The organism is Candidatus Manganitrophus noduliformans (assembly GCF_012184425.1).
Taxonomy (GTDB): Bacteria; Nitrospirota; Nitrospiria; order SBBL01; family Manganitrophaceae; genus Manganitrophus; species Manganitrophus noduliformans.
Genome location: NZ_VTOW01000001.1, coordinates 697,405 through 713,593 on the forward strand (window position 1 = coordinate 697,405; position 16,189 = coordinate 713,593).

Here is a 16,189-nt window from a genome sequence, read left to right on the forward strand (position 1 = left end):
TTATGGTTGCGATGGTAGCGTGCATTACCTGGTAAGGGATTAATTCTTTGCGAAGGAGACGCATTTTCTTTCTGGGATGTGAATTCTTTTTCATGAAAAGAGAAAGGTCTTCCTCAGCCATTTTTTGTTAAGGGCATTTCGGGCCCGAAAAACCGTTGACTCGACGATTTGAAAAGGATACGATTTAAAAAACAAAGGAGGTGAGAGATGCGTCAAAAAGGTTGGATGTTGGGAGCGCTGGCATTGAGCGTTGCGATTTCGGTGGGGGCGGCCGGATCAAGTTGGGCCTGCTCTTCGATGGGGCCCGATAAACACATGGGGGTCGTGAAGGCGATCGGCGCCCCGGAGGGGGCCTTTACCATCGTTGATGCCGAAACGGGAAAACCGATCCAATTTGTTGCGTCATCCAAACTGCTGGAAGGGGTGAAGGTCGACGATAAGGCGGTGGTGACGTTCAAAATGGACGGGGAGCGGCTTCTGGCAGAAAAGATTGAAGTCAGAAAATCATAGGTCTTATAAGTCGTATAAGACCTATTAAGCCCGATGCGAAAGTAGGGGCAGAGACCCTGCCCCTACTTTCGCTGCTCTAAATCAATAATTCCTTCCTGAACCCCTTTCATCGCCGCCTCGGTCCGGTCGTAAACGCCCATCTTGTGAAAGATGTTCCGGACGTGGTTTTTGATGGTCTTCTCGCTGAGTTGCAGCTCGCTGGCGATTTCTTTGTTGGTTTTCCCTTTGGCGACCCGCCGCAAGACGTCTACTTCTCTCCCGCTTAGATTGTACATTTGGCGGTCGGCTTTCTTGATCTGCTCGGGTCCGAGTTGTGAAAATTCGCCCAGAATCTTCCGGGCGATCGAAGGGTGAATGATCGACTCCCCCTTGTAGATCGATTGGATCGCCTTGACGATCTCGGAAGAGTCGGCATCCTTCAGAAGATAGCCGTGAACCCCGGTCCGAACCAGCTCGAAGATCGTTGCATCGTCATCGTGCATCGTTAGGACGATGATTCCGATCTCGGGAGAGATTTTCCGGACGGCCCGGGTCGCTTCCACGCCGTTCATCTGCGGCATGGAGATATCCATCAAGATCACATCGGGTTTCAGCGCTTTGGTTTTCTCGATCACCTCGAAGCCGTTGATCGCTTCGCCCACCACATCCATATCGCTTCGACTCTTGAGGATCGCGGCGAGCCCTTCCCGAACCACCCGGTGATCATCGGCAATTAAAATCCGGATCTTGGTCATCCCCTTTTCTCCTTCGAAAGGGGAACCTCGATCCGGACCTGCGTCCCTTGGCCCTTGCGGCTGACGATCTCCGCTTTTCCCCCCAAGAGGCGCGCCCGCTCCATAATCGACTTGAGGCCGAAGGAGTTTGAGTCGGTCCGATCGACTTCGTTGGGGCTGAAATCGAACCCAACCCCGTCATCGATAATGGCGGCGGTCAACCGCTTCGGCCGAATGTCGAGCTTGATCCAGACCTGCTTTGCCCGCGCGTGCCGTTGAACGTTGGCCAGCGCCTCTTGAACGATCCGGAAAATAAAAATCTTCGCCTGCAAGGGGACCGCCCCTTCATTTCCGGCGTTTTCCAGGTGGGTCTCGATCTGGTATTGCCGTTCATACGTTTTGAGATATTTTTTCACCGAGGGGAGAAGCCCGGCGCGGTCGAGGTAAATCGGACGGAGATTGAAGATGACCTCCCTTGCTTCGGAGATCGCCTCTTTGAGAAGGACCTTTGTCTCCTGGATCGATTGAAGGGTTAGGGCGGGGTTTTTATTGAGCTGGTCGGCGCAATAATCGAGGCGGTAGTTCAGACCGACGAGGGTCTGAACGAGACCGTCGTGGATATCGCACGCGATCCGCGTCCGCTCTTCGGCGATGGCGAGCTCCACCTCTTTGACATAAAGCCGATAAAGCGATTGGTACTCCAGCAGGTGCCGTTCGATCTCTTCTTTGCTTTTGATCCGCTCCTCGATCAGCTGCCACATGAACATCGCCGAGGGCCCGCCGATGACCGCCACCCCCGGCCGGCGCGAGGTGAGAAGGATCTCCTCGACGGCTTTATCTCCGGTGACATCGATGACCAGGTCGACCTTTTTTGACTTGAGGAGTTTTTGATAATCGAGCGTGACAGGGATTTTCAACTTCCGGGCGAGGCGAATCCCGGGGGCGTTTTTGTCAATATCGGCCACCCCGACGATTCGAACCAGCGGATCGTTGTAGAAGATTTCAATCAGAGAGGTCCCGCCGCGTCCTCCGCCGATGATCGCCACATTCGTCACGCTTCTCTCCCAAGGGGTTGAACAAGATCGATCTCAATCCCCGATTGGATCTCGATCCCGGAACGGCCTCATTCTATCCGAATTCGTTTTGACTGACAAGGTAAAGGAGAATATGCCTTGACAAACAATGAGATCTCTCCGTAAAATGTGGGGTTTTGATGTCCGGAATCTCATTATTATAGATAGGAGAACCAATGGAGAACACATCGTTCGTCATACTCTTCTCGCTTATCTGCGCCGGCGTGGGGATTGCCTACGCCCTCTACCTTTCCTTCTGGGTGATGAGACTCGATGCGGGAACCCCTGAGATGAGAAAGATTCAGGCCGCGATCCACGAAGGGGCTCAGGCGTATATGATCCGGCAATTTAAAACGATCTCCATTGTCGCGGCGGTCCTTTTTGTTCTTCTCTGGGTCTCCGGAATTTGGTCGGAGCATTTCGGCCTGCTGACCGCCACCGGTTTTCTGGTCGGGGGGGTCGCTTCCGGAATCTCCGGTTATGTCGGGATGATGGTCGCGGTGCGCGCCAACGCGCGGACGGCCCAGGCGGCCCATCAGGGGATGAATGCCGCGCTGCAGGTCGCCTTTCGCGGCGGGGCGGTCACCGGCCTTCTCCTGATTAGTTTAGGGCTTCTGGCCGTGACCGGATTCTATGCCGTCGCCTCCGCGATCGCCGGGGAAGAGAAAACCATTCCGGCCCTTCTTTCGTTGGGGCTGGGGGGGAGCTTGATCTCCCTCTTCGCCCGGGTCGGCGGGGGAATCTACACGAAAGCGGCCGACGTCGGGGCCGATCTCGTCGGAAAAGTGGAGGCGGGGATTCCGGAAGACGATCCGCGCAACCCGGCGGTGATCGCCGATAACGTCGGCGACAATGTCGGCGACTGCGCCGGGATGGCGGCCGATCTCTTCGAGACCTATGCCGTGACGACGGTGGCGACGATGGCGCTGGCCCATCTCCTCTATCCCGATGCGAAGAATGCGATTCTTTTCCCGCTGATCCTCGGCGGAGTGGCCATTTTAATGACGATCGTCGGAAGCTGGTTTGTGAAGCTGGGGCCGGGGGGCGGAATCATGCCGGCCCTTTACAAAGGGTTCGCCGCGACCGGCATCCTCTCTGCGGTCGCCTTCTACCCGGTGACCGCTTGGCTCATGGATGGGGTCGGCGGCATCCCGGTGATCAACTACTACCTCACGGCATTGATCGGATTGGGGGTGACCCTCGCCCTGGTGGTGATCACCGACTACTACACCGCGAAGAAGTTCAGCCCGGTCCAAGAGATCGCGCGGGCCTCCGTGACCGGCCACGGAACCAACATCATCGCGGGACTGGCGGTCTCTCTTCAAGCGACCGCGCTCCCGGTGCTCGTGATCGCCGGAGCGATTCTCGCCAGCCATTCGCTGGCCGGCCTCTTCGGCGTGGCGATCGCGGCGGAGGCGATGTTGACGATGGCGGGGATCGTCGTGGCGATCGACTCCTTCGGCCCGATCACCGACAACGCCGGGGGGATCGCCGAGATGGCGAACATGGGGAAAGAGGTTCGCGACGTCACCGATCCGCTCGACGCCGTCGGCAACACCACCAAGGCGGTGACGAAAGGGTACGCGATCGGATCGGCGGGGCTCGCCGCGATCGTCCTTTTTTCGGAATATACCCGCTCGGTTTCCAAGGCGGGGGCGGTAATGGTTTTTGATCTCTCCGACCCGCTGGTCCTGGTCGGCCTCTTCATCGGCGGGATGCTTCCTTTCCTCTTCGCCGCCTATTTGATGAAGGCGGTCGGAGAGGCGGCCGGTTCGATCGTCGAAGAGGTGCGGCGGCAGTTCAAGGAGATCAAGGGGATCATGGAGGGGACCGGCAAGCCCGATTACGGCCGGTGCGTCGATATCGTGACGATCGCCGCGCTTCAGAAGATGATGGTGCCGTCGCTGATTCCGGTCTTGGCGCCGTTGATCGTCGGGGTGATCCTCGGACCGAAGGCGCTCGGAGGGGTCTTGGTCGGGAGCATTGTGACCGGTCTTTTCGTCGCCGTCTCGATGACCTCCGGCGGGGCGGCGTGGGACAACGCGAAGAAATATATCGAAGAGGGCCATCACGGCGGGAAGAAGAGTCCGGCCCATCAGGCGGCGGTCACCGGCGATACGGTCGGCGATCCCTACAAAGACACGGCCGGACCGGGGATCAACCCGATGATCAAGGTGATCAACCTCGTGGCCGTTCTGATCGGTGTGTTGCTGTTCGCCTAAAAGGCAGGGGTCGGGTGCTGGGGGCCAGGGGCCGGTAAAGCAAAAACAGAATAAAAAAGGGATGGAGAAAATCCATCCCTTTTTTATTTCGATTTTTCATTTTCTATTTTTTGTTTTTTATTTCCCCGACCCCCGATCCCTGGCCCCCGACCCCTTGTTTCTCCTGGCCCTGCTCTCCGAGAAGCGCCTTCAGCTCCGACATAAACTGATTGACATCTTTGAACTCCCGGTAAACCGAGGCAAAGCGGACATAGGCGACCTGGTCAATCGCGTGCAGCTGCCGCATGACCTCCTCGCCGACGACCCGGCTTTCGATTTCGGTCTCCCCCATCTCCTGGATTTTTTTTTCGATCCGGGTGACGACTGCTTCGAGGAGATCGACGCTGACCGGCCGCTTCTCGCAGGCCTTCTTGAGTCCTGAAAAAATTTTATGGCGATCGAACGGCTCGCGCCGGCCGTCCTTTTTGATCACCATCGGAAAGATCTCCTCCACCCGTTCGTAGGTGGTGAAGCGCCGCTGGCAGTGGAGACACTCCCGGCGCCGGCGGATGACCTCCCCCTCTTTGCTGAGGCGGGAGTCGACCACCTTATCTTCCAGATGGCTACAGAATGGACATTGCATGTTTCAAATCGGGGGCGGGCCCCTGCCTTAGTGTGGGAATCGCTTACAGACGGCTTGAACTTGTCGTCGAACCTCTTCCAGAACCCGCTCATCCTTTTGATGGCGGACGACGGTATCGATGAAGGAGGCGATTTCATCCATTTCTTTCTCTTTCATCCCGCGGTTGGTGACGTTCGGCGTTCCCAATCGGATGCCGCTCGTCTGGGCCGGAGGACGCTCATCAAAGGGGACGGCATTCTTGTTCACGGTGATCCCCGCCGCTTCCAGCGCATCTTCCGCCTCTTTCCCGGTAATTCCCTGCTTGGTCAAATCGACGAGCATCAGATGGTTGTCGGTTCCCCCCGAGACGATCTGATAACCTCGCGAGACCAGCCCGTTTGCAAGGGCGGCCGCATTGGCGACGATCTGCTTTTGATAAGTGACGAACTCCGGGCGGAGCGCCTCTTTCAGAGCGACCGCTTTGGCCGCGATGACATGCATCAGCGGGCCCCCCTGGATGCCGGGGAAAATCGTTTTGTCGATGATTTTGGCGTGCTTCTGAAGGGAGAGGATCATCCCGCCCCGCGGACCGCGCAGGGTCTTATGGGTGGTGGTCGTCACGAAATCGGCGTAGGGAACCGGCGAGGGGTGGACCTTCGCCGCCACCAGGCCGGCGATGTGGGCCATGTCGACCATCAGGTAGGCCCCGATTCGGTCGGCGATCTCTTTGAATTTCGGAAAATCCAAGATGCGGGAATAGGCCGAGGCGCCGACGACGATCATCTTGGGACGCTCCCGCTCGGCGGTCGCCGCAACTTCATCATAATCGATCCGGCCGGTCTCTTTCCGAACCCCATAGGAGACCACTTTATAGAGCATCCCGGAGAAATTGACCGGGCTTCCGTGGGTGAGGTGCCCCCCGTGGGCCAGGTTCATTCCAAGGATCGTATCGCCCGGCTTGAGGACGGAGAAGTAAACCGCCATGTTGGCCTGCGAGCCGGAGTGGGGCTGGACGTTGACATGTTCGGCCCCGAAGATCTGCTTGGCCCGCTCGATCGCGAGCGATTCGACCACATCGACATACTGGCAGCCGCCGTAATAGCGCCGTCCGGGGTAGCCCTCGGCATATTTGTTGGTCATGATCGATCCCTGCGCTTCCAGGACCGCGCGGCTGACGTAATTCTCGGAGGCGATGAGGATAAGCTTCTCCTCCTCGCGCTTTTCCTCCTGGCGGATCGCCTGTTCCACCTCCGGGTCGATCGCTTTTAAGCTGAAATCTTTTTGATCACTCATCTCGAAATCCTCAACGCTATTTTCTATTGTGGATGAACCGTTTCCTTCTCGGGCCGATCAATCGGGATGGGCCTTTTCGATGGCGTGAATTTTATCAAGTCGTCGTTGATGGCGTCCCGCTTCGAAATCGGTTTCGAGCCAGATCCGGACGATTTGGACCGCCGTCTCCTCGTCGAGAACCCGCTCTCCCAGGACAAGGACGTTTGCATCGTTGTGACGCCGGCTCGCCTCGGCGGTGACGGCGTTATGGCAGAGTGCCGCGCGGACGCCGGGAAACTTGTTGGCCGTAATCGACATGCCGATGCCGGTTCCGCAGATGAGAATGCCGCGGTCGAGCGTCCCCTTCGAAACCGATTCGGCCACCTGGATGGCATAATCGGGGTAGTCGACCGAGTCGCGACCGTCGGCGCCGAAATCGACGGCGTCCACTTTTTTTTCGGACAGATACCGGAGGATCCGATTTTTCAGCCCGAAACCGGCATGATCTGAGGCGATCGCAAGCTTCATTATCAGTCTCTATCAAGTCCTGGGATGGTAGCGAATCCCTCCTCCCCCTGTCAAGGAGAATCGGGTTTCGAAAAGCGGAAGAGAAAGAGAAGTTATGGAGGAGGAGCGGGCGGAGCCGAACGGCGTCAGAGCATCTCTCGGAGCGCCTGCTCCGCCTCTTTCCTGACGAGCGCGACCACTTTATCGCCGGGAATCAGCTCGGTGTCTCCTTTCGGAATGACGACTTCATCCCCCCGGAGGATTGAGATGAAGATCGCCCCCTCGGGGAGTTGGATCTCTCGGATCTTCTTCCCCATCATTCCGGAGGAGCGGGAGAGATCGACCTCGATGATCTCGACATTCCCCGCCCGGAGGGTCACCAGTGGGATCACCATATCTTCCGCCTTCACCTGTTCTTCAATCAACGAATCGATCAGCCGGGTCGAGCTGACGGTGGCATCGATCCCCAACGTGGAAAAAAGCGATTCGTTCCGCGGGTCGTTCACGCGGGCGATGGTGCGCGGGCATTTGAAAACCGCTTTGGCGACCTGGCAGATGACGAGGTTATCCTCATCGGTCCCGGTGACCGCCACGAGAACGTCGGCGCGATTGGCCCCCGCCTCTCGAAGAATGCTGACGCGGGAGCCGTTTCCCTCCATCAACGACTCCCCGAACTCCCTCGCCAGGCCGGCGGTTTTCGTCTTGTCTTTTTCGATCAGCAGGACCTCATGTTCTTCCGCCAGAAGCAGCTTCGTTAGGTTATATCCGACCTTTCCCCCGCCGACGATAATAATGTACACCGGTTAGACCCCCTTCTCCAACATCTTCAACATCTCTTGTAGAGCGAAATTCGTGGGGCAGACCGTCTCAAGGCCGAGATCGCGATAGACCGAAGAAAGGGTCGGATCGAAGACCCGGATGAGGACCTTCGGAATCTTGTACTTCTTTTGCATCGCCTGAGAGACCATCAAATTGATATTATCACTTCCGGTCACGGCGATGAAAACGTCGACCGGTTCCGCGAAGACCAGGTCGGCCGTTTCTTCATTAAAAATATTCCCGCCGACCCGCTGAATGCTTTCATGTTCTTCGAGGTTTTTGAATTTTGTCTCTTCCGCATCGACAATGGTGATTTTATGCCCTTTCTGAACCAGGGCGTTCGCCAGACGCGATCCGAGCCTTCCGGAGCCAAGAATCACAATATGCATCGTTTCCCCAAGGGTCAATTTGTCTACAGTATAATCGTTTGGCCCGGGAAGTTCAAAGGGGGAGCCCCGATCACGACCCGGCCTCATCATGTGATCTGTGCGTTATACGCGCCGTTACTCTTGCGCCCCCTTCGGCAACTTATCGATGAGCACCTCGCAGGGAGAATGCCGAAGGATGATGTCCGATGTTCTCCCCAAGATGGCGTCCCGTAATCCCGGCTCGGACCGGATTCCCAGGATGATCATATCGACATCCCGATCCCGTGCAATCCGGGCGATCTCCTCCCCCGCCAGACGGGCCCGTTGAAGAATCTTCTGGAAGGGAAGCCCATGGAGCTTGACGATGGAGCAGGCCCGCTCCAACGCTTCGTTTCCCTCCTGCTCCGCGTCGGGGAGGGGGATCCCCAGCGGCATCGTGCGGGGGACTTCCACCACGTAGGTCAGGAGAATCTCCGCCCCCTGTTCGGAGCCGAGCCGGCAGGCCAATTCGACCCCTCGCTCCGCATAGGGCAGACCGACGGTCGGGACCAGAATCTTTTTGACGGCAAAAACCGAGTGGCGCGCTTTTGCGGCGGCCGCCGGGATGTAATCGGGGGGATGAAGCATCCACCAGAGGATCGAGATGAGCGAAACAACAAAGAAAAGGGCGATCACCCCTCCCAGGGGGTTGATCTGATCGATCAGATCGATCATCTCTCCGCGACCTCCCCTCCCCCTCCCCCTTTCGACAATGCTTTATAGATGAGATAAAAACGATAACTCCCGATCAGCAGGAAAAGAGAGCCGATCAGATAGGCCGGCCAGGAGGCGTGACGGAAGAAGGCGCGGTAGAGGATCGCCCCGCCGACCGCGAAATAGAGGAACATATTAATCATCAGGACCTTGTCTCGAAGAGACAACGATCGAAGCGTCGCCATGATGCGCTCTTTATTGTGAAGCATGTTTGGCCTCTTTCTTATTCCGTTCCGCCAGGGCATGCTTGTATTGCTCCAGGAGATCGAATTCCTCCGCAGAGGTGAGAATGGCGATCTGCTCCTTCTCCCAGTCGCGTGGAAGGTTGGAAAAAAGGGGGTGCCTGTTCTTCCACCGATACCAGAGATAAACCGCGAGCCAGAGGAGGACCCAACCGGGACCGGCGACCCGTCCGAGGGCATGCGTCCAGAGGACCACCCCCATCATCGCCAGGGTCGCAAAGGCGCCGACGATGCCGAGGATCGGAATATAGATTCCCTTGAACTGAATATTAAACGGCATCCGGTAGGGCCGCGGGGTATAGGGGTCTTTGATCCGCAGCGCGATCAGGGCGATGAAGCTCAAAAAATAGGCGAGCGTCGCGCCGAAGGCGTACATATTGACCATCGTATCCATGGCGTGGGGGCCGGTGAGAAAGCTGAAGATCACCTGAGCCGCCGCCACGACCGAGAAGAAGACGACCGCCCGCACGGGGGTCCGGAATTTCGGATGGACCGCGCTGAACCAAGGGCTCAAGAGGTGGCTCTCGCTCATGCTGTAGCTCAGTCGGGAGGCCCCCATCACCCCCGTGTTGGCCGAAATGAGGACGATCGTGGCGCCGAGGACCGCGGCGGCATGACCGGCCAGAAAACCGATGTAGGGAATGGCGCTGGCCAAGACCGCGACCGGATCGGACTCCCGCTCGGCCAATGCCTGCCAGGGAAGGACCCCCAGGGCCAGGATCGGGAAGGCCATCGCGAAGAGGAGGACCACGCAGATCAATGAGACCGATGTTCTCGGAATAATCGTCGCGGGACGGCGGGTTTCCTGCGCCGCCTGCGAGACCGATTCCAATCCGACGTAAGAGATAATGGCGACCGAAACGGCGTAAAAGAATTGCTCCGTCGAGGGGAATTCAGTCTTGAATTGAAAGACGACCATCTCCGGTTTCCAGGCAAAGAGAAAACCGAAGACGATAATGATCGTCTCTAAGACCATATCCAGGCCGCCGATGAGCGAATTGAAGAGAGAAGATTCTCGAATCCCCCGGATATTGAGGATCATCAGAAGGACGATCAGGAAGAGCGATTCGGCCGCCCAGATCAGATTGATTCCTTGGAAAGGGCCGATATCGATTGCGAATTCGCGGATGGCCGGGAAGAAGAAGTTGATATACCCGGCGGAAGCGGTCGCGAAGAGCGAAATGCAGATGGTGTAATCGAGCAGCAGCGCGGCGCCGGCGATCAACCCCCAGATATCGCCCAGCCCCCGCGTCGTGTAGTATTGGCCTCCCCCCGCCACCGGATAGGCGGAGGCGAGCTCGGTATAGGCGAAGCCGATTAAGATGTAGACGAAACCGGCGGCGGCGAAGGCGAGCGGCGTCGCCCCATGGGCGGCGCCCATCACCAGGCCGAGCGCCACATAAACATCGGCGCCGACGTCGGCGTAGCCCCAGGTAAAGGAGCCCCAGATGGAAACATCCCTTCGAAGCTCGACAGGAGCTCCGGGGAGCGCGGCGGACGGCGCTCGAACTTCAGATGTCATCGTCTATTCTCAAAGCGCCGGAGAGACGGCCGCCGCTTTCTCGATTGGGTCTGTCTGCTTTATTCATAAGGAAAACGTGACACTCTGCTTGTCTGATTCGATTCCCGCAATCCAAGAGCGACCCGGCTCTCCCCGCATGAAGGACGATAGTATAGGCCAGCATCCGGGGGAAGTCAACCAAAGCGCCCCTCCCCTTGCCCTCCCCGCTCGGTCAATTTAAAGTATACCCGAATTCAAAGACGACGCGTGAGCCCCCGACCCCCCTCTCCGAAAGGGGAATGAAGGTCCTCCAAAAAGGGGATTGTATCGACGGAAAGAGAGACGGTATGATGGAGTAAATTCTTTGAGATAACCCGGATTGTTGTAGCCCTTACCATGGAGGATCATCATGAAAGCGTATAAAGGTTATAAGGCGTATAACGTGGGTGGCTGGGATCGCGGTGTTCGGTACTCGATTGGTCTTCTTTTTCCTGTCCTCGCCCTCGTTTCGGGGAAGAGCCGTTGGGCGCGGACGGCGATGTGGGTGATCGGGCTCGATGGGCTTCTCACCGCTTTCTTCCGGTTCAGCCCGCTGAATCATCTGCTGGGAGTCTCGACCTACCCGAGGTGGAAAAGGCTCCTCCCGTTTGCGAGGTAGCATCGATCGGAGCGGCTCGCGGAGCGGGCACGGAGAAACCGTATGGTTTTAGTGACCGGCGGGACCGGGTTTGTCGGCCGGAGCATCGTCCGCCGCCTCCTTTCTCGGGGAGAGCGGGTCCGGGCGCTTTATCGAAGCGAGCGGCGACGTTTCATCCAGGATGAAAAAATCGAATGGATCCCCGGAGAGATCGGCTCGCGGGAGAGTCTGCTTCGCGGGGCGAAGGGGGCCGACGCGGTCATCCATCTCGTCGGCATTCTGATCGAGCCGGGCGGAGAGACGTTCGAGCAGCTGCATGTCGAAGGAACGCGAAATGTGGTGGAGGCGATGAAGCAGGCCGGGGTGCGCCGCCTCCTCCACATGAGCGCCCTCGGGAGCGGCCCGAACGCGGCGAGCCGTTATCACCGAACCAAGTGGCAGGCGGAAGAACTCGTCCGCGCCGCATCGCTCGATGCGACGATTTTCAGGCCTTCATTGATCTTCGGCCAAGAGGACCGGTCGATCAATCTCCTCGCGAAGATCGCCTCCTACTCGCCGGCGGTCCCGGTCGTCGGGCCCGGAGAGAATCGTTTTCAACCGGTCTGGGTGGAGGATGTGGCCGAGGCATTCGTCCAATCGCTCCAAAACCCGATTGCTTTCGGAAAGCGCTACGATCTCTGCGGTCCGCGTGTTTACAGCTTCAATGACCTTATCGATCTGATTCTCCGGACCAAGCGGATCTCCCGTCCGAGAGTCCACCTCCCGATCTGGATGCTCAAAGGTCCCGCCGCCCTGGCCGAGCGGCTCTTCCCCCGCCCCCCCCTCACCCGCGATCAATTGACGATGCTTCAAGAAGACAACGTTTGCAGTGAGAATGCCGCCGCGAAGGAGCTCGGCCTCTCGTTTCAGGGGCCGGAAGAGATCTTGCCGACCTACCTCAGATAACGTTTCTTCCGCGTCGATCGATTAGGAAAGGGCTTCCTGCCGGCGCAGCCACCATTTTTTCATGATGGCGGAGCCGAGCCAGAGAAGGAGAACGAACGAGAGGCCCCAGAGGAGCTGGGAGCTTTTCGTTTTAAAGTCGACGGTCCCTTGCAGAATGGCGTCGGAGAAGTAGGAGATCAGAAAGGTCCCCGGAAGCATCCCCAGCGCCGTGGCGAGAAGATATTTGGAGAGGCGAATCTTGCTGGCGCCGGCGATAAAGTTGACGACGGTAAATGGAAAAACCCCGATGACCCGGAGGACCAAGATCGCCCAGAACCCCTTCTGTTTGATCCAGTCGGCCGCCGCGGGGGCCCGCTTCTGGCCGAAGCGAAAGAGCGGCCTCCCGAGGTAGAGGCCGAGGAAATAGGAGACGGTGGCGCCGGCGAGGGCCGCCGTCCAATTCAGCAGCGTCCCCCAATACGCCCCGAACAAGACCCCTCCCAGGATTAGAAAGAAAGTGATCGGAAAGGAGATCACGCTTGCGATCACCGTCCCGACCATAAAGAGGGGGATCGTCCAGTGAGAGGCCCGCGCTTCTTCGAGGGTGGTCATCCAGGAGCGGAGATCAATCCCTTTTCTTTCCAAAAAAAAGTAGAGCAGAACGCCGATCAGGGGAAGGAGAAACAGGGGGATCCCCTTTAGGAAAGTTCTCTTCTTCGGATGTTCCAGATGCGCATCCGCCTTTTGACGCTCCCCCCGCTCTTTTTCTTCTAGGGCTTCCTCTGCCTGAACGGATGAGATCGGGGGGAAAAAGAGTTTCTCGAAAAGATCTTCGGGGTTAAGCGGCGATTCCGGATCGAAGCAGATCCCCTCGGGAAGAACCTGGTCGATCCAGGTTTCAGGAAATTCACCGTTGAGCTTGTGGAGCCGCCCGCTCTGTCCTGAGACGGCATCCAGGGCGGCCACCCACCCCCGCTTTCGTTGAATCAATGATTCCATTGCCTCCGCCGGCTGTTCGAGATGCTCCCCCAACAAGGTATAGCAGACCATCGCGATTTCCCGCCGCCGCTGATTCCCGTCGGCTTCAATGTTGAGGTTGCACTCGGTGTCGAGTCCCAAACTCCGGTTGCTGGTATTGGCCGATCCGATCGAGAGGATCCGGTCGTCGATCACCAGCACCTTGCTGTGAACGTAAATCGGCGTCGGCGGAAGGGGAGGCTTCCCTGTTTTAATCGGGGTATAGATTCCGAGCGGGCAATGATTGGCCTTTGCGGCCGTCTCCAGTCGCTGGAGCATGCGCCGTTGCTCGAATCCGATCGCCAGCTCTTCCTTCCAGTTTTGTGCGGCCTGGGGCAAGATCACAATGACCTCGATGCCGGGGCGGCTTGTATCGGAGATCCGCTTATGGAGGGCCTCGAAAACGCGGCGCGAAGTAAAGTATTGGTTTTCGATCAAGATCAATCGTTCGGCGGAAGCGATGGCGTCGTCATAGAAATGGGCGATCTCTTGCACAGGCGTTTCCCGCCCGCAGGTCCCGGCCGGAACGGTTCTTGAGATTGAAACCGGCCCGCCGGAGAGGCGCAGGGTATGGGGAAGATCGAGCCGGCGTGTGCGATCGGGCCGGACGGGAGCGAGGCGCTCTCCGGTGGCGGCCGCCCATCGGTCGAGAAAGATCTCTTCCAGGGCCGAGACCGCTTCTCCCTGAACGGCGATCTGAACGTCATGAAAGAGGCTGTACGGGGTGCCGTCCTCGTTTTTTCGAAGGGGATTTTGGCGGCGATGCTGCGGGGTGTCCCATCGATCGCCGCAGATATCGAGCCCGCCGCAGAAGCTGGCGATCCCGTCTACCAGAACGATTTTTTGGTGGTGGCTTCCTCCCGCAGGATGGAAATGGTCGAAGACAAAATGGATCTGATCTCCCGTCCCTTGTTGAAACCGGTACGACTGAAACCATTCCCGTTCGGGGGCGAAGACAATGGAGTGATCCCAGGCCAAGAGATAGACCTGGAGCTGCGGGCGTTCTTCGGTGATTTTTTGCAGAAGAGGAAGGAACTGAACCGGATCACGGGCCCGGTCGGCCTCCTCTCCGCGAAGGAGGGAGACGCGGCTGTCGAATTGCCATCCTAAGAAAACAAGGCGCTCTTGCGCCTGAAGAATCGCGTGGTAAAGGGCTCTGTAATAAGCGGCGGCGTCGACCAGGAGATCGACCCGGTCAGCTTGGGCGATGCGATAACAGTTCCGCCCCGGTCTGATGATCTTCTCGGCGTTCATCTCGATCCTTCCAGAGGAATTGCGCGATCAGCGGAAAGTGATCGGAAGCGGCCGAAGCGGTCTGCGTCCGGAGGACATGGGCCTTTACCGGAAGGAGGTGATCGGAGGCGTAGATGTAATCAAGCCGGAGGGGAATGCCGATTTTTCGAAAGGTTGATCGGGGTCCGACCCCCGCTTCTTCGAAGACATCGGTATACGAAGCGCGAAATCGGCGCGCAATCGACGAGAAAGAGAAAGTGTTGAAATCCCCCATGATCAAGATCGGTTCATCCGTGTAGAGCATCTTCAATTGATCCAAGATCGTCAGGGACTGCCTTTTTCTCTCCGCCATTCCGAGGCCCAGGTGGAGGGATGCGACCAACAGCAGCGAGGCGCCGTGATGCACTTCGGTTAAAAGACAGCCCCTCGGCTCCCGCCCCGGAACGCTCAAATCAAGGTTCCCTACAATGGTGACCGGCCATCGGGAGAGAAAGACATTGCCGTACGCCCCTTCTCCTAGATACCAGTTGTGTCCGGCCACGTGATGCATTTCGAGCAGGTCGGCCAACTCCCGTCCCTGATCGAGCCGCTCGCTCCTTGTCATCCCCAGATCGACCTCTTGGAGGGCGACGAGATCGGGTTTTCCCTCCTGAATGACGGTGCAGATCCGCTTCAGATCAACCCGGCCGTCCCGTCCTCTTCCGTGATGGATATTGTAGGTCATCACCGTCAAGAACCGATCGATTGAGGAGGGGACGGTCTCTTCCGAGCGATTTTCCTCAGTTGCTGATCTTATAACCATATTAGCAGAGTCCATTCGGCCGGGTCAAAAGAGGTCTTCGGGCGATCAAAAGGAAAACCGATGCGGGTCTGAACAGTTCATCCGACTTGAGAGAAATTCTAACATAGTGGGGAAGGTGAAACAAGCAGAGGTCAAGCAGATGTCGGGGGGGAAGCCGGCTAGAAGTTGAACACCTGGCCGTCCCGCAAAAGATGGACCCCTTTGCTCCGGAGCCCTTTGACCTGCCGGCGGATCTCATCCAGGTAGGGCGGCTTCATATGGTAAATGTAGAGGGGGAGGTCGGGCCGGTGAATCTTGTTGAATTCTTGCAAGGTCAACTGCGGCGTCAGATGCCCCGAGATCATCGCGAGCTGGGAGAGTTGATCGGGAAAGGACGACTCGACGAAGATCGCCTTGAGATGATCGATCTGAGCGGCGACCTTCCAGAGCTCATCGGTCTTCCATGTGTCGCCGCTGTAAACGATCGCCGACCGGTCCTCCTCGACGATGAACCCGACCGCCGGGACGATGTGGCTGACCTGAATGGCGGTGATCTTGAGCCCCTCCACCTCGACCGGTTTTCCGACCGGGATCACCTGATAGGAAAGGATCCGGTTTTCCGGGGTCGGCAGACGGGTAAAGTCAGGCCAGAGGTGGCCGTTGAAGAAATGTTTCCGGAGGACCTCGATCACCTCGGCGATGCTCACGATCACGACCGGGTTTTGAATTTTTCCGAAGAGAATTTCAGCCATGAAGGGGAGGCTTTGGATATGGTCGAGGTGGGCGTGCGAGATGAAGACATACCGGACTTTGCTCAGATCCGAGAGGGTCAGCGCGCCGCAGAGGGTCCCTGCATCGAGGGCGACCGATTTGTTGATCAGAAAACCGGAGGGATTATAACGGATCGCCTTCCCATTTTTCTTTTCGTAGAAATCAGCCCCGTAGCAACCGAGCACCTTCACTCTCATCGCGCGCTCCTCCCCGGCCGTCGCCGGGCGACGGTTCTGATGGAATGG

The 16,189-nt window shown here is 57.9% G+C and carries 17 protein-coding genes; 4 read left to right on the forward strand and 13 right to left on the reverse strand.

What is annotated here, in order from left to right:
• The first annotated feature begins 207 nt into the window (after positions 1-207).
• Positions 208-510, forward strand: coding sequence for a hypothetical protein (locus tag MNODULE_RS03370; protein ID WP_168058063.1), 303 nt, complete (start codon positions 208-210; stop codon positions 508-510).
• 62 nt (positions 511-572) lie between these two features.
• On the opposite strand, the gene MNODULE_RS03375 is transcribed toward MNODULE_RS03370, so the two are convergent.
• Both MNODULE_RS03375 and MNODULE_RS03380 read right to left on the reverse strand, forming a co-directional pair.
• Positions 573-1,244 carry a response regulator transcription factor gene (locus tag MNODULE_RS03375; protein ID WP_168058064.1) on the reverse strand — a complete coding sequence of 224 codons (672 nt, stop codon included), beginning with the start codon at positions 1,242-1,244 and terminating at the stop codon, positions 573-575.
• Positions 1,241-2,278 carry a histidine kinase gene (locus MNODULE_RS03380; RefSeq protein ID WP_168058065.1) on the reverse strand — a complete coding sequence of 346 codons (1,038 nt, stop codon included), beginning with the start codon at positions 2,276-2,278 and terminating at the stop codon, positions 1,241-1,243. Before MNODULE_RS03380 ends, MNODULE_RS03375 begins: the two co-directional genes overlap by 4 nt.
• A 194-nt stretch (positions 2,279-2,472) precedes the next feature.
• On the opposite strand from MNODULE_RS03380, the gene MNODULE_RS03385 reads away from it, so the two are divergent.
• Positions 2,473-4,518, forward strand: coding sequence for a sodium-translocating pyrophosphatase (locus MNODULE_RS03385; RefSeq protein WP_168058066.1), 2,046 nt, complete (start codon positions 2,473-2,475; stop codon positions 4,516-4,518).
• 103 nt (positions 4,519-4,621) lie between these two features.
• Here MNODULE_RS03385 and nrdR read toward each other — a convergent pair whose 3' ends face one another.
• The 8 genes from nrdR to MNODULE_RS03425 form a co-directional block, all read right to left on the reverse strand.
• Complete coding sequence (nrdR, locus tag MNODULE_RS03390) at positions 4,622-5,140, reverse strand: transcriptional regulator NrdR (RefSeq protein ID WP_168058067.1); 519 nt, start codon at positions 5,138-5,140, stop codon at positions 4,622-4,624.
• Positions 5,141-5,167: 27 nt separating this feature from the next.
• A complete protein-coding gene (locus MNODULE_RS03395) occupies positions 5,168-6,412 on the reverse strand; it encodes a serine hydroxymethyltransferase (protein ID WP_168058068.1) in 1,245 nt (414 codons plus the stop codon).
• Positions 6,413-6,469: 57 nt separating this feature from the next.
• Positions 6,470-6,919, reverse strand: a complete 450-nt coding sequence (rpiB, locus tag MNODULE_RS03400; RefSeq protein ID WP_168058069.1) for a ribose 5-phosphate isomerase B — start codon at positions 6,917-6,919, stop codon at positions 6,470-6,472.
• A 125-nt stretch (positions 6,920-7,044) separates the two neighbouring features.
• Complete coding sequence (locus MNODULE_RS25210) at positions 7,045-7,698, reverse strand: NAD-binding protein (protein WP_168058070.1); 654 nt, start codon at positions 7,696-7,698, stop codon at positions 7,045-7,047.
• Between the two features lie 3 nt (positions 7,699-7,701).
• Positions 7,702-8,106, reverse strand: a complete 405-nt coding sequence (locus tag MNODULE_RS03410) for a potassium channel family protein (RefSeq protein ID WP_168058071.1) — start codon at positions 8,104-8,106, stop codon at positions 7,702-7,704.
• Positions 8,107-8,220: 114 nt separating this feature from the next.
• Positions 8,221-8,799, reverse strand: coding sequence for a universal stress protein (locus tag MNODULE_RS03415; RefSeq protein ID WP_168058072.1), 579 nt, complete (start codon positions 8,797-8,799; stop codon positions 8,221-8,223).
• Entirely contained in the window at positions 8,796-9,047 is a 252-nt protein-coding gene (locus tag MNODULE_RS03420) for a hypothetical protein (RefSeq protein WP_168058073.1), read from the reverse strand. The genes MNODULE_RS03415 and MNODULE_RS03420 overlap by 4 nt, the downstream gene beginning before the upstream one ends.
• Positions 9,034-10,602 (reverse strand): APC family permease, encoded by a 1,569-nt coding sequence (locus MNODULE_RS03425; RefSeq protein ID WP_168058074.1) that lies wholly within the window; start codon positions 10,600-10,602, stop codon positions 9,034-9,036. Before MNODULE_RS03425 ends, MNODULE_RS03420 begins: the two co-directional genes overlap by 14 nt.
• Positions 10,603-10,990: 388 nt before the next feature.
• On the opposite strand from MNODULE_RS03425, the gene MNODULE_RS03430 reads away from it, so the two are divergent.
• Together MNODULE_RS03430 and MNODULE_RS03435 are read left to right on the forward strand one after the other, a co-directional pair.
• Positions 10,991-11,239: a YgaP family membrane protein gene (locus tag MNODULE_RS03430; RefSeq protein ID WP_168058075.1), complete on the forward strand. Its 249-nt coding sequence runs from the start codon at positions 10,991-10,993 to the stop codon at positions 11,237-11,239.
• Between the two features lie 42 nt (positions 11,240-11,281).
• Complete coding sequence (locus MNODULE_RS03435; RefSeq protein WP_168058076.1) at positions 11,282-12,163, forward strand: complex I NDUFA9 subunit family protein; 882 nt, start codon at positions 11,282-11,284, stop codon at positions 12,161-12,163.
• Between the two features lie 21 nt (positions 12,164-12,184).
• Here the strand turns inward: MNODULE_RS03435 and MNODULE_RS03440 are convergent, their stop codons facing one another.
• From MNODULE_RS03440 to MNODULE_RS03450, 3 genes are all read right to left on the reverse strand, one after another.
• A complete protein-coding gene (locus MNODULE_RS03440; protein ID WP_168058077.1) occupies positions 12,185-14,413 on the reverse strand; it encodes a VTT domain-containing protein in 2,229 nt (742 codons plus the stop codon).
• A complete protein-coding gene (locus tag MNODULE_RS03445; RefSeq protein ID WP_168058078.1) occupies positions 14,355-15,194 on the reverse strand; it encodes an endonuclease/exonuclease/phosphatase family protein in 840 nt (279 codons plus the stop codon). Before MNODULE_RS03445 ends, MNODULE_RS03440 begins: the two co-directional genes overlap by 59 nt.
• A 158-nt stretch (positions 15,195-15,352) precedes the next feature.
• On the reverse strand, positions 15,353-16,141 hold the full coding sequence (locus MNODULE_RS03450) for a 3',5'-cyclic-nucleotide phosphodiesterase (RefSeq protein ID WP_168058079.1): 789 nt from the start codon (positions 16,139-16,141) through the stop codon (positions 15,353-15,355).
• Between the last annotated feature and the right edge of the window lie 48 nt (positions 16,142-16,189).